Source organism: Chryseobacterium aurantiacum, from assembly GCF_003020585.1.
Lineage (GTDB): Bacteria > Bacteroidota > Bacteroidia > Flavobacteriales > Weeksellaceae > Chryseobacterium > Chryseobacterium aurantiacum.
Genome location: NZ_PXUE01000002.1, coordinates 638,330 through 652,604 on the forward strand (window position 1 = coordinate 638,330; position 14,275 = coordinate 652,604).

12 protein-coding genes are annotated in these 14,275 nt (G+C 33.9%); 7 read left to right on the forward strand and 5 right to left on the reverse strand.

The annotated features are described in order from the left end of the window. Window positions 1-98: 98 nt before the first annotated feature. From C7D53_RS09325 to C7D53_RS20895, 7 genes are all read left to right on the forward strand, one after another. Entirely contained in the window at window positions 99-1,082 is a 984-nt protein-coding gene (locus tag C7D53_RS09325) for a helix-turn-helix transcriptional regulator (protein ID WP_106916100.1), read from the forward strand. Between the two features lie 487 nt (window positions 1,083-1,569). Further along, the gene (locus C7D53_RS09330; protein ID WP_106916101.1) at window positions 1,570-3,900 is read left to right on the forward strand and encodes a TonB-dependent receptor; all 2,331 of its coding nucleotides are present in this window, start codon (window positions 1,570-1,572) and stop codon (window positions 3,898-3,900) included. Between the two features lie 3 nt (window positions 3,901-3,903). Next, window positions 3,904-4,701: a DUF4249 domain-containing protein gene (locus tag C7D53_RS09335; RefSeq protein ID WP_106916102.1), complete on the forward strand. Its 798-nt coding sequence runs from the start codon at window positions 3,904-3,906 to the stop codon at window positions 4,699-4,701. Between the two features lie 380 nt (window positions 4,702-5,081). Then, entirely contained in the window at window positions 5,082-5,768 is a 687-nt protein-coding gene (locus C7D53_RS09340; protein WP_106916103.1) for a Crp/Fnr family transcriptional regulator, read from the forward strand. A 93-nt stretch (window positions 5,769-5,861) separates the two neighbouring features. Continuing rightward, window positions 5,862-6,260: a VOC family protein gene (locus C7D53_RS09345; protein ID WP_106916104.1), complete on the forward strand. Its 399-nt coding sequence runs from the start codon at window positions 5,862-5,864 to the stop codon at window positions 6,258-6,260. A gap of 305 nt (window positions 6,261-6,565) precedes the next feature. Continuing rightward, complete coding sequence (locus tag C7D53_RS09350; RefSeq protein WP_106916105.1) at window positions 6,566-7,330, forward strand: hypothetical protein; 765 nt, start codon at window positions 6,566-6,568, stop codon at window positions 7,328-7,330. A gap of 33 nt (window positions 7,331-7,363) precedes the next feature. Continuing rightward, window positions 7,364-8,866, forward strand: coding sequence for a hypothetical protein (locus C7D53_RS20895; protein ID WP_162926139.1), 1,503 nt, complete (start codon window positions 7,364-7,366; stop codon window positions 8,864-8,866). Between the two features lie 419 nt (window positions 8,867-9,285). Here C7D53_RS20895 and C7D53_RS09360 read toward each other — a convergent pair whose 3' ends face one another. The 5 genes from C7D53_RS09360 to C7D53_RS09380 form a co-directional block, all read right to left on the reverse strand. Next, window positions 9,286-9,939 (reverse strand): response regulator transcription factor, encoded by a 654-nt coding sequence (locus C7D53_RS09360; protein ID WP_076355995.1) that lies wholly within the window; start codon window positions 9,937-9,939, stop codon window positions 9,286-9,288. Then, window positions 9,923-11,650, reverse strand: coding sequence for a sensor histidine kinase (locus C7D53_RS09365; RefSeq protein WP_106916107.1), 1,728 nt, complete (start codon window positions 11,648-11,650; stop codon window positions 9,923-9,925). Before C7D53_RS09365 ends, C7D53_RS09360 begins: the two co-directional genes overlap by 17 nt. 405 nt (window positions 11,651-12,055) lie before the next feature. Then, window positions 12,056-12,640, reverse strand: coding sequence for a YdeI/OmpD-associated family protein (locus tag C7D53_RS09370; protein WP_106916108.1), 585 nt, complete (start codon window positions 12,638-12,640; stop codon window positions 12,056-12,058). Between the two features lie 163 nt (window positions 12,641-12,803). After that, window positions 12,804-13,748, reverse strand: coding sequence for a 3',5'-cyclic-nucleotide phosphodiesterase (locus C7D53_RS09375; protein ID WP_106916109.1), 945 nt, complete (start codon window positions 13,746-13,748; stop codon window positions 12,804-12,806). A gap of 131 nt (window positions 13,749-13,879) precedes the next feature. Beyond that, window positions 13,880-14,248: a VOC family protein gene (locus C7D53_RS09380; RefSeq protein WP_106916110.1), complete on the reverse strand. Its 369-nt coding sequence runs from the start codon at window positions 14,246-14,248 to the stop codon at window positions 13,880-13,882. Window positions 14,249-14,275: the final 27 nt, after the last annotated feature.

Here is a 14,275-nt window from a genome sequence, read left to right on the forward strand (position 1 = left end):
TTACCTTTGTGCAAAAGTAGATTGTATAGCCCAGAGTTGAGGTACGCAAAACGGAATAAAAAGTCCGCAAAAAGGAAATTCTAACTAAAAGAAAGGAAATGACACTACGCCTGTATGATGAAAATATCGGAAAAATACTCATGGAGAGGAATTATCCGGATACGTATTACATAAACGACGGGGATATTCAGGAGTGCATAACCCGCCTGATTCCTCCTTATGGGGATGGTTTTTATCATGAAATATGTTTTGAAAACATTCATATTAGTTTTGGGAATATTGCATTGGCCAACAAGCTTCAGCTGTATTTTGAAAGTGACTTTGATACGGTAGAAATGCATTTTGCTCTTAAAGGAAAAAGTCTGGCTATATCGGAAAATTTTCAGAAAACCGTACAGTTTGACAGCTATCAGCACAACATCATTTATGCTCACCATATGCAGGGTAAAATGGAGTTTTATGGTCCGGATATTCATATATTGGAAATCAACCTGGCACCTGATTTTTTTAAGAAGTTTCTGCCTGATCATTCAGGATTGTTTGAAACTTTCAGAAATGCAATAGAAAAACAGCATTCATCGCTAATTCATCCGGATCATAACCGCATCAGCCTGGAGATGTATCAGATTCTGAATGACATTACAAATTGTGACAGAAAGGGCATTTTTAAAAGGATTTATCTTGAAGCCAAGGTGAGTGAATTGCTATTGCTTCAGCTGGAACAACTTTTCCACGATGAGTCTTCAACCTCTTCCCTTTCTAAAAAAGATGAAGAAAAAATCTACGCTGTAAGAGATTATATCATCAGCAATCTGAATGCCGATTGCTCCCTGAATGATCTTGCCCATCAGGTAGGAACCAATGAATTTACTTTAAAAAAAGGATTTAAGGAGCTTTTCGGAACCACAGTCTTTGGATTTTGGAATGATACTAAAATGGAACAGGCTAAAAGACTGCTTCTGGACAGCAACATGAATATCAGTGAAGTTTCGGATCTTATCGGGTATAAAAATCCAAGACATTTTTCAGCCGCATTTAAAAGAAAATATAACGTCCTGCCCAGCAAAATAGGAAATAAATAATCAGACTGTATTTTCTTTATCATACAATATTTTAAGTTTTCTGCTGTTTTAGTAGTAACTAAAGCTGATCTTTAATTTTAAATAATCATGAAAAACAACGCAACCTCCGGAATTTCTATTCTTTCTATGTATCAAAACTGCTTTAAAAAGTATTTTGACAAGTTAAAAATTGGTTTTTTAGATTAATTCGAAAAAAAATTCACTCAATAAAATCAAATAATTTATTTTGTTTCAACAATAAACCAAAAAGCATAAATAAAGCAATATTTAATGCATAATATTAATCTTTCTGCAATGATTTATATTTATGTTTATTTTGGATGTTTTGAAAAAAATTCATTGAACAGGGAAAAATTTATTTTTTTAATGGATTTCTTTAATAATTAAAGCTTTAGATGTAACTAATTTCCCTTTTATCCAACTAATTCAACGAACTATAACCGATATATCTATTGGAGATCTCTACTACTTTAAAAAAATAAACTTAATGCAAACATCTTTTTTTAAAATTGCTGCTGCCTCAGCTGCACTCTGTTTTAGCAGTTGGGCCATGGCGCAACAAAAATATCAGGTAAGCGGAACCGTGAAGGATCAGAAAAACGGTGAACTTCTGATCGGGGTAAGCGTAAAAGTAGCTGAAGATCCCTCTATTAACGTGATTGCCAATGAATATGGATTTTATTCTTTATCACTACCTGAGGGAAATTACAAAGTAATTATCTCTTATCCGGGTTATAGAGATTTTGAACAACAAATAACTGTTAACCAGAATATCAAGCTGGATCTCCCTCTTAGCCAACAGGAACAGGCGGCTAAAACAATTGATGAGGTAGTTATAACAGGAATTAAAAAGGACAAGAATTTAACATCTGCTCAAATGGGAACAGAAACCTTAAGCATAAAAAATATTGAGAAGCTTCCGGTTCTGTTTGGTGAAAAAGATGTCATGAAAACCATACAGCTATTGCCCGGCATTAAAAGTAATGGTGAGGGAAGCAGCGGATTCAGTGTACGAGGTGGTGCTACGGATCAAAATCTGATCTTATTGGATGAAGCTCCGGTCTACAATGCTTCGCACCTACTTGGTTTCTTTAGTACATTCAACAGTGATGCCCTGAAAGATGCAAGTATCATCAAGGGAAACAGCCCTGCTCAATATGGAGGTCGTCTTTCTTCTGTAATGGATGTAAAAATGAAAGATGGAAATAACAAGGATTATAACATCAACGGAGGAATTGGACTTATCAGCAGCAGATTAAGTGTGGAAGGACCTATTCAAAAGGAAAAATCATCATTTATTGTTTCCGGAAGAAGAACCTATGCCGACTTGTTCCTTAAAACCTCTAAAGACTACAAAGACAACAAGTTGTATTTTTATGACCTGAATCTGAAAGCCAATTATCAGATCAATGAAAATAACCGACTTTACCTATCTGGATATTTTGGAAGAGATGTATTGGGATTAGGGAACACGTTCTCTACAGACTGGGGAAATACAACAGCTACACTGAGATGGAACAGCATCATCAATAGCACATTGTTTTCCAACACCTCATTCATCTATAGTAATTATGACTATAAAATCAGTCTTACAAGCAATGATAACACCTTTGGGTTAAATTCTAAGATACAGGACTGGAATCTTAAACAGGATTTTACATGGTTTGCAGGAAATAAGCATTCTGTTCGCTTTGGTTTACAATCCATTTATCATACGATTACTCCTAGCAGTGCTTCAGGAACAAGTGTAAGCAGCTTCCCGAGAAATCCGAGAAAGTCCTGGGAAAACGCCTTGTACATTAATGATGATTTTAAGGCTACGGAAAAACTAACCATCAACTATGGAGCAAGACTTTCCATGTTCAGTGTCTTAGGAGGCGATACTTTCAACACCTATGATAATGGAGTTCTTACCGACAGCAGATACCTTGAGAAAGGAGACTTCGGAAAAACATATGTTAACATTGAGCCAAGGGTTACAGCCAATTATCGAATCAATGAAGTGAGCAGCATCAAGGGAGGTTATTCCCGAAATACTCAGAATTTACACCTTTTAAGCAATTCAAGCAGCGGAAACCCTACTGATCAGTGGATTGGAAGCAGCTATACCGTAAAGCCTGAAATTGCAGACCAGGTGAGTTTGGGATACAGCAGAAACTTCAATAACAACAACTATGAGCTGAATGCTGAGGTTTATTATAAGTCTATGCAAAATCAAATTGACTTTAAGAATGGTGCGCAAATTACCTTTGATACTGCTGCCGATGTAGAAAGTGAATTGTTATTTGGTAAAGGAAGAGCCTATGGTTTGGAGCTTATTGCCAAAAAGAAAAGCGGAAAACTTACAGGATGGATTTCCTATACCCTTTCTAAAACGGAAAGAAAAATAGACGGGATAAATGATAATAAATGGTATAATGCCAGAATGGATAAAACCCATGATCTTTCTGTAGTAGCAACTTATCAGCTGAATCCTAAATGGTCCTTCTCTGGATTATTTGTTTACAGCACCGGAAATGCAGTGACCTTCCCTACCGGAAAATATGAATTAAACGGACAAACTGTTTTCCAGTACAGCAACCGAAATGCTGACAGAATGCCGGCTTATCACAGAATGGATATAAGTGCAACCTATGAACCGGAATCTAATAAGCGTTTCCGCGGATCTTGGACCTTTGGAATTTATAATCTGTATGCCCGTGAAAATGCCTACACCATTACTTTTGAAGATAATCCGAATAATCCGGGAACTACCCGCGCTATGCAGACTTCATTATTCCGCCTGATTCCTAACATCACTTACAATTTCAAATTTTAAATCATGAAGAATATTTTTTTAATCATATTATCTCTGTTTTTAGTAACCTCATGCCAAAAAGAGATTGATCTGGACCTGGCGGATCAGAGTGGTAAAATTGTTATTGAAGCCAATGTAACTGACCAGCCGGGACCTTATATCGTAAGAATTACAAAATCTGTAGAATTTACACAGCACAACCAATACCCTGCTGTAACCGGTGCACAGGTAATTTTAAGTGACAATACAGGACAAACAGAAACTTTACAGTATGTGGGTGATGGCAGATATATGACATCAGCTTTTGTAGGGGCTTCAGGAAGAACCTACACCTTGAAAATACAAGCAGAAGGACAGCAGTATACAGCCCAAAGCACCATGCCGGAAGCTGTAGATTTTGAGGGTCTTGAACAGGATTCTTTCAAATTTGGAGACAAAACCAGCTATACAATTTTGCCAATTTTTACGGACCCCGTAGCATTGGGAAATCGTTATATGTTCTCATTTACCATTAATGATATAGGTAAAAAATATATAGATGTATTTTCAGACAACCTTAATAACGGACTGCCTAATCAACGTCCGATCATGCTTCCTAATGATGATAATGATGGCGCTGATCATGAAGTTGTAGTGGGAGATACCATTCATGTAGAAATGAAATGCATAGACAACAATGTATTTACGTATTACAGCGCACTTCTTAACCTTTCAAATGGTAGTGGAGTTACGCCGGCCAATCCTCCAAGCAATATCAGCAACGGAGCTTTGGGATACTTCTCTGCTCATACGGTGAAAAATTTATCTTATACAATTCAATAGATTGTAGCTGCCACTATAATCAGAATGGTCATTTCAGTATTTTGAAATGACCATTTTTTTTAGGAAACAATACTGGTTTTTACAAATTGTTTAAAAAACTGGATAAAATAAATAAGTAAAAAAAAATAATTTAGAAATGTCAGCGTAACCGCCGTGAAAAACATGTCAACTTAAATTTTTATCCAGTGCTATTTTATATTCTTGTAAGAAGAGGTTGTATGCTTAATAGTTCATCTCTGATTGGATAAATCCTATTCAAAATCTATTTTACTACTTTTGTAAAAGTAATTCGTTTAGAAAAAAAAATTGTTGATTTAAGTTGTCTTAAAATGTGATTTAAGTTACATTCTGAGCGTTTATTCATCAGCCTCCAAGAAATTATGATCTCAAAATTTACTTTTAATAATCAATATCTGTTTAATGAGCTTCCTGAGCACGAAAAAAGCCTTCTTCTTGGCGCCATGAAAACCAAGAACTACAGAAAAAATGAGGCTATATTTACCGACGGAACAAAGCCTAACGGAATTTATTATCTTAATGAAGGGAAAATAAAAAAATACAAAGTAGATAACGATGGCAGAGAGCAGATTATCTATATCTACAGCGCAGGAGAGTTCTTCGGGTATTCGGCTATTTTGAGCAATGAATCCTATGGAGATACTACTTCTACCCTAGAAAGTTCCGTTATATCATTTATTTCAAAAGAAAACTTTTTGAGCATCCTTGATCAGTCATCTGTATTATCAAGACTTTTGCTAAAATCCTTAAGCCATGAATTCAGTGTGATGGCCAATCTTATTGCTGTTCTGTCTCACCGTACAGTAAGGGAGCGTGCAGCCTTAAGCTTACTGATTCTGCATGATAAATATAAAACGAATGACAACCCTCAGGAAGAGGTACTCATCTCTTTGTCCCGTGTTGACCTCGCCAATATGACAGGAACAGCAAGGGAAACTCTGGCCCGAATTATCAATGACTTTAAGCAGGAAAACCTGATCCAATCAGAAGGTCGCAAATTAAAAATAATAGATTTTAAGAAGCTTATCCATATTGCTAATTTTTATTAGGACGGGATTTATCTGTAATTCCAATTACTGCTGACATTCTGTTGTCACAACTCTCTCCTAGCTTTGTATGAAATTATTTAAATATAAAATCATATGAAATTAGCATCATTAAGAATTATTACTGAAAACATTGAGCAATCTGTACAATTTTATGAGAAAGTAATGGGCGTAAAGGCTCAGTGGTACACAGAAGATTTTGCAGAACTTAAAACCCCTACTATTACCATCGCTATCGGAAGCACCCGTACAATGAAGATGTTTGGAAGTGAAAATCTGACAGAATCAAAAGGAGCTACCCCTACCATTATAGAATTTTTAGTTTCAAATGTTGATGCGGAATATGAGAGAATTAAGCCCTTAACCAACAAGATCGTACAAGAACCCACCACTATGCCGTGGGGTAACCGTTCTCTTTTGTTCTGTGATCCGGATGGGAATTTAATCAATTTCTTTACTCCGGTAAGCGTTGAAGCACTTCAGAAATTTAGCTAGGATTCATTATTCTAAGAAAAAAAACAGCTTACCAAGTAATAGTAAGCTGTTTTTTTTGTTATTTACACCATCATCAACCGCAGATAGACTTTTTTTAAGGCTTCCTGATTTTCCCAGTTTCTCTATTTTTCGTAAGTTAGATGTTCACAAACCAATTCATGAAATAGTAACGATCTGGATTTTTGCTAAAACGAAATAAAAGCAAGAAAATCACCCACGTATTTAAGCAGTTAGATATAGTATAAGCTTCTTAATATTCTATATTTCATAAACCTGAATTGGTATCAATTTAAAATGATTTCAATATGGCAAGGATCCATTCAGCTCTGTACAAAAATGAAATTATTGATGCTTTTGAAGTAGATGATAATTATGATACAATAGATAGAAGAGAATTTAAATGTCCCGATTGTAGGGTTAAAGTTGCATTTAATAGAGGAATTAATGAATTAGATCCTCATTTTAAGAATTGGCCGAATACCCTGCATCAATTTGACTGTGAAATTGAAGCCATTCAAAGTATTCATAAAAAAAATGATAATCATCAAATACAGATCTTAACTTCAACTATTTTACCCAGAGCAGAAAGGTTGAAAAAAATTGATTCCAGTTCGGACAAACAAAAGGTAGTAAATAGATATTTGGGCAGAACAAGTCAAAAATTCCTAAGCGCAATAAACTCAATTCCCCAATCTGAATTAAAAACCCTTTCCATAAGAACTGAGGATAGAAAAACAATCCCAGTTACAGAATTAATTAAACGTCAAGATGAGATAATTGATAAGTTAGAAAGAGATAAAGAGGCTTTTGTTTGTATTATTAAAGGCTTTCTGACAAAAAAAATTGAGGTTGGACACAGTATCAAAATACCATTTACTCATGGAGGGAAATATGGAAATAAAAAAGAGTTTGACCTATTTTTACCGGCAAGCTTCAAAAGTAAAAATTTTGAAAAACTGGGAGATATAGAAAATTCTTTGATCTATTGCTATGGACTTGCTGAAAAAAACGACTATGGCTATAAAATGGATTTATACTCCGTAACTCATCAAACATTAAAAATAAATTAATACCTACTATTCAACATTTTCATACACCAATTCATGAAATATATTATTCACATCTTTATCATCTTTTTATTGATGCAGTCCTGCCAGTCAAAAGAAATGAGAATCAATTTTAAAACCATTGAAATTAATATTCCCGGAACAATGGGATCAGCCGTAAAGCATCACTCAAAATATTATTGTTTTTTCGAAACTGTTGACAAAAAAAATAGCTCTGCACCATTTACAGACTTCTATATTTTGAATGAAAGCGGAAAAATAATCTCCGAAGTTCCATTACCTTTTGTAAATTCCACTGATTATGATCTGTATGTAAGAAACGATAGTATTTTGACTACAGCAGATAGAAGTAGTCTTACATTTTATCTTGATGAAAGCAATAAAAAATGGATAAAAATCCCAAATGCAACAGATGAAATTTATAAAGACAAGAAATATACTGTATTTGTTAATAATAGAGGTTTTTGCTGTGATAAAACTTGGTTTCAGGACAATGCAACCGGCCAGCAATATGAAATCAGGGCAGAAAACCCAGTGATTAATAAGCTGAATAATGTCTATTATCTTACCACTAAAGAATCTGTTTTGAAAATCAAAGATCCTAAAAGCCTCAAATTAATGGAGCCTTTTGATCATTATCAACCGACACCCGACACTCTGACAGAATCTGAAATTGAATATTCCAATGACTTTTCCAATGGGAGTAATTTTGCCATAATGACTTCATTTGTCATCAACAACAAGTTGTATCATCTCTATTCAAGTGATAATATTATGAAAATAGGTGCTGTAAAAAACAAATCCCTATTGAAAGTTCAGGAGTTTAATTCTGATATTTTCCCCTACAGGTTGACATATGACACCAGAAATTATATCACTGACAACTCCTATAAAACGGTTCGGTTTACTACTAAAGATCCCAATTTTTTTGGAATTATTGAAATTGATAAAAACCAATTCAATGTGATAACTTTCAAAAACATGTACAGAGAACCTATACACGGAGAATCCCAAATAAAGGCATGGACAGAAAAAAACTTTGAATACTTCTACTCTAACCATAATAATTTATCCATAGATCAGATTGATCGTATTGAGCAGAAAGAAAACGCCCTAATTATAACTCCGGAAAAGAACAACAACAACAACAACAACAACAACAACAACAACAACAACAACAACAACAATTCTAAAAAGCAAAGGGCCTATAAAAAATCTGAACGCAAGTACCTCCATCTATTAACAAGGTATGATTATGCTCCTGAAAATAAATCTGTAGAAAAAATTCAATTTCAATGGGGCTTTCCAATTTCCATGTCCTTAAAAGATGATGAAAAAAATAATTACATTGAGCTCTTATCCCTTAATGCCGAAAGTATTTTTATGAAAAAATACAATTGGTTGTTTAGCTTTCTAAATCAAAAATTAGGAACTCCCGTTTCAGAAGAACCATCGTATGCAAAATGGGAAACCAAAACCCAGTCAGTCGAGCTGTCATACGTTAAAAATCAACTTACACTTACGCTACAAAAAAAATAGATATGCTTCAGATCGTTTTTTGAAAACGAGAAAGAAATAAAAAAAGGAGGCTTTTATGCCTCCTTTATTTTTGTACTAATAACCGTCAATTGAACTTCTTTATATTAATTTGTGTTTTTTTTCTTATCATTTGGTTTTTTCAAGAAATTCACATATCAAAAGGTTATTCATACACTTCTATATTAATCTCATCACTTGCATTTTTTATAACTATAGTTTATTATTTTTATAGTTATAATATTTACCTTTTGATATGGAATGAAAAACTAAAAAAGCATTTACATTTCATTTGGTAAATTTTATACTGCAAAGAAACGACGTTCTAAGATAACATTCCCTATAAAAGGCATCGATAGATCTCGGATGTGATATAGATATTTATCTATAAAAATTAGAAGTGAAGAATATTTCCTAAAAACCTATATCTTATGGTGGGTTTTAATAAGGTCAATCAATTCAACAAGGTTATCAATCTTTAGTTTTTCAAAGATATTTTTTTTGATAGTACTTACTGTATTTTGCTTTATATTTAAATTATTCGCAATTTCAAGATTACCATATCCATCTGCGTATAATTCTGCAATCTGTAATTCTCTTTTGGTTAAGCAACTAAGCGGGCTTATTAAATCCGGATTATAAATAAACTGAACCAGTAAGTTTCGGGAAACATCAGAAAAATATTCTCCTTTCTGTATAAAGTTCAAAACGGCTTGTCTCACCTCTTCTTCTTCACTCAGCTTACTTAGATAACCATTGGCACCGGCCTTTATAAATTTAAGGGCATACAAGTCCTCTTCAAGCCCTGTAAAAATTAAAATCTTAATATCAGGGTTTGCACTTTTTAATTGTGGCAGAACATGCAGACTGTTTCCCTCCGGAAAATGGGCATCTATAATGGCCATTTCTATTCCTTTTGACTCCACCAGCTCTACAGCCTGTTGTAAAGATGAAGTGTGGTAAATTTTAGCATTTGGAGCAATATCATTGATCACGATCTCCATTCCCTGTCTTACAATACTATGATCATCTGCTAAAAGGAATGCTATTTCTCTGTTTTCAATTGGTATTTCCATTATTATTAATATTTAAATTGAGGCTAAATGTTATTTTTGTTCCTTTATGTAATTTACTCTCAACAGAAATTTCTCCGTCAAAAAGCTCTACAATTTCCTTACATAAGTTTAGACCAAGGCCTACTCCCAGATTATCCACTTCATCAGATACGGTTCCCTGATAGTAAGGGTCAAAAATCTTTTTAAGATCAGATTCCGAGATTCCTACTCCTGTGTCAGCAACAGTTGTAATCAGAGAAATTCTGTTTCCATCCAGAGGCTGTGTTGTCAGGGTCAGATCAATCTGTCCGTTTTCTGTATACTTATTGGCATTCCCCAAAATATTCATAAAAATCTGATTGATTCTTATATTATCCGAAAACACTACTACATTTTCAGGAATCCTGTCTGTTACTGCAAATTTATTGTTTCTTGTTTCCAGATAAGGAGTAATAACCTTTACAATAGAACCCACCTCATCCTTAAGATTGAAAACAGACTTTATAAGTTGTTTCTCCGCATCCTGATTTTTCGTGTATTCCAGAATCTGGTTAGACTGCAGGAGCAAGGTACTGTTGGTAAATTTAATCGATTTAAGATAATCCTTAGTCGTCTCATCCTCCGTTGTCCTGTAGATTTTATCAATAAAGATATTAATAATCTTCAACGGAGACCTTAGATCGTGGCTCAACATACCCAATATCCTGTTTTTGAAACTCAGGTTGTTCTTGATTTCCTTATTCGCTGCATTCAGTTTTCTTTCATATAAAAAGGCAACTCTTGTGAAATACATGATAAGAATGGATACAATAAACATCAAAGTCATTAACCCAAGAACAAGATATCTCCTGATTTTATTATTATCTGAACTTTGCTTGCTATATTCTTTTTCAAGCTCCGACTTAAAGTCCTTAATTGCACTTTCATATACATCAATAAGACCATTACTGTACACTAACAATTTATTGAAGTTATTATAAAACTGCATATTCTCGCGCTGGTTCTGAATGGCATAAAGCTGTGCTTTTTTCACTTCCGCCGCATAATGCTTATCCATAGACTTTAGCGCATTATTCATCTCAGACTTTACATTGGACAGATCTATTGTTTTATTATTCGTTAAAGTAACTACCGTACTCTCTTTCTGTACATTTACTTTACCTGTTATCGCATCCTTTAGACGCCCCATGAAGCCTTTCTTTTTAATAGTATCAGCATAAGTACGGGTCTGAACATTGAAGTTTTCAAAGTCATTTTTATACTTTTCCGGCTCGTATTGTTTGTCCTGAATTTTTGTAGGAGGTTTCAGAGAAGATTGATATACGGAATCTATTAAGGTTTTCAGCTTTGTCACCTTAAGAGTATCTATTTTTTTCTGGGCTAAAGTACTTTTTAGCCTTGGGCTTGTATTTTCATATTCACCAATCTTATCAAAATTGCTTTTAAGTTTTCTGAGTGACTGAAAATAGGCCTGAAGATCCTTATTATCCTGGCTCACCATATATTTCTGAAGATGATCCTGAGCATCCATGAAATCTTTTCTTGAATTATCAGTCAAACCTCCCAAAGCCCGGCTTTCTTCGAGCTGATTCTTAATAAAATTTAGTTTTTTTTCATTGACAAATTCGTTGTAAAAAAATATGCCTATAATTACCTGTATCAATAAAATACAAATAATCAATGAATAATGAACAACCTTTCTCAATCTAAAATTTAAGAATTTATTTTTCATATTTACTATCAGCTAAATTAATACCCTGATTTTTCAAGTCTTTTCTTATTAGTTCCAAACAATATAAAGTTATTATTAAAAATTTAATAATTCGCATATATCATTCAATTAGCAAAGTTAAAGTAATTTTTGTCTTCTTAATAATAGTAAATATCAGGTAAAATTGGGAGAAATGAACTGTACTTCACATTAAAATACCCTTAAAACCATAGTTTTTAATGAATGTAAATCCATTTTCTTAGAGGAGACGCAAAAATTAAGGATAATGCAAAATATTTAGCAATCTCTTTATTTTCTATTAAACAGTCCATTTTTGCTTACAATAACGAAAAAAAAGTACAGGTTGAGAATGGATAAATGGTATAAATTATCATCAAGAGATCCTTCTAAAGGTTAGTAAAAATATCACGGAAAGTGTTTAGGCTTCTCTTTCCGCGCTGCATGCTCTGCAATTTCAAGAATACGTTTTTGTCTGGTTTCAGGTCTTTTGGCCAAAATAATCCATTGCAGCATCATTTTTTTCATGGATTTACTCAAGGTTAAAAAATAGTCCTTTGATCCGCTGTGAATTTCAAATGCAGCACCAAGGTCTTCAGGAATAACGAGTTCTTCCACACTATCCAAAATAGTCCAGGAACCATTTTCCTTAGCGATTCTGATGGTTTCATATCCTGCCTGCATCATCAGCTTACCTTCGATCAGTCTTTCAATCTTTTCTTTATTGATTTTTGACCACGTACTATTGGGCTTACGCTTACTAAACAATTGCATGAAAGAATGAGGATCAATGGTTTTTCTTGTACTGTCAATCCACCCGAAACAGAGAGATTCATCCACTAGGTCACTCCATTTTGCAACCGGCCGATCAGACTTTGTAGTGTTGCAAATAACCCATATAGATTGTTCAGACTCGTGGTTTTCCTCAAGCCATTCCCTCCATTCTTTGCTTGTATTGATCGTTATGGTTTTTCTTTCTCCTACAGGCTGCATGTCTAATTATTTTATGTAAAATTATGAAAAACAGGTGACAACAGCTTGTCAGGATCTACAAATATTTTTTCAATCATATTGATCATTGTCCATCCATCTCTGAAAAACTCAACAAGCACATAAAAAAAGATGAAACAATACACCGTCTCATCTTTTTATTTTTTTATGGTAAGCTAATCTTTTTACCCTGCTCTGGAAAAATATAATTTATCTTTAGTGGATTATTCTCCAGCAATTCTTTTTTTATAATCTCAGGATTATTTCCTGTTGGTTTTCTATGGGTAACCACAATATTTAAGTTCTCAAGGTTTTTTTGCCCTATTTTTTCCTTTAGTTTAGTGAGTTCCTCTGTCAACAGATTAGGAGTAAGGTGCCCAAACAATAAATTTTCAGGTTGGCTGTTTGGAAAAGAGACTTCAATTAAAATTGTATTTAATTGTCTTTTCTTAACAAGCGGAGCAATGTTGTTCCATAGATTATTAAGTTTGTCAGATTTTTCCACTCTGTCCGCACCTGTATCTCCTAAGTAAAGTAAATAATGTTCATCATTTCTTACAAGGGCGGCACTGCTTTTATAAGGATTCACATGGCTTAGTTCATATCCTGTTAAGAAAAATGAAGTTTTTTGCGTTGGAACCTCTACCCCTTCCTGAAGTTCATTATAATGATACTTTCCAAGGATAGGTTTTTGTCCCTGATCTGCAAAATTAATCCAGGTATCTGTGATGAAATAGTGATTTTGCAAAATTTGAAGAACGGGCGCTATTCCGAAAATATCTTTTTTAGAATCTGCAGGAGAATTAATGATAAGTCCTGACAAATGATCCAAATGACCATGTGAAATAAAGTATCCTTTTATCTGCTCCTTTAGAACTGTTTCTGTTGATCCGTTAAGGCTTTTCAATTGGATAGCCTTACGAATTCCTGTATTTATTGTTCCGGCATCCAGACATAGAAATGTATTGTCTTTTGGGCCTCCCACTAAATAGGCCGACAGGTTATCTTCTTCTTCTCCACCATATATACCTAACGGAATAAGGTCGAAATTTTGTGCCTGACAGGCGAAATGCAAAAGGAAAGCAAATAAAGAAAGGGTTATTTTTTTCATGATGAAAAAGGTTACTTATAAATATAGAAAGAAATCAGATGATTCATGATGATCTGTCTCTTTTTGGGTTTCTTAAATCACCACAAAAGTAAAAAAATATGGCTATTTTACGGTCTCTTTTTCTATCTTTATTAGTCTCTTTGCTGTAAATTAAAAACTGTCCCTGCCGGATCAGTAATCCAATGCATATTTTCAGGAAGCAACTCAATTTCATCACAGGTTTCCACCCCTTGTAATTGCAGATATTTTGTTGCCTCTTCTACATTGGGAACAGTAAGTTGTAACCAGGTTTCAGAATGGGTATAATTGTCCACACAGTCCAACCATATAATATTATTACCGAATTTCACTTCGTGCGTTCTGGAAACTGTAGGATTATTAATAGGCTTTTCTTCAACATCCAACTTTAAAATATCCTTGTAGAAAGCTACCGTACTTTCATATTTATTTTTTGGAATTTTTATCGCAATATTAATTCCCGCTTCAAACTTTGTATTCATAAGACAATATTTTTAATTGTTATAAAT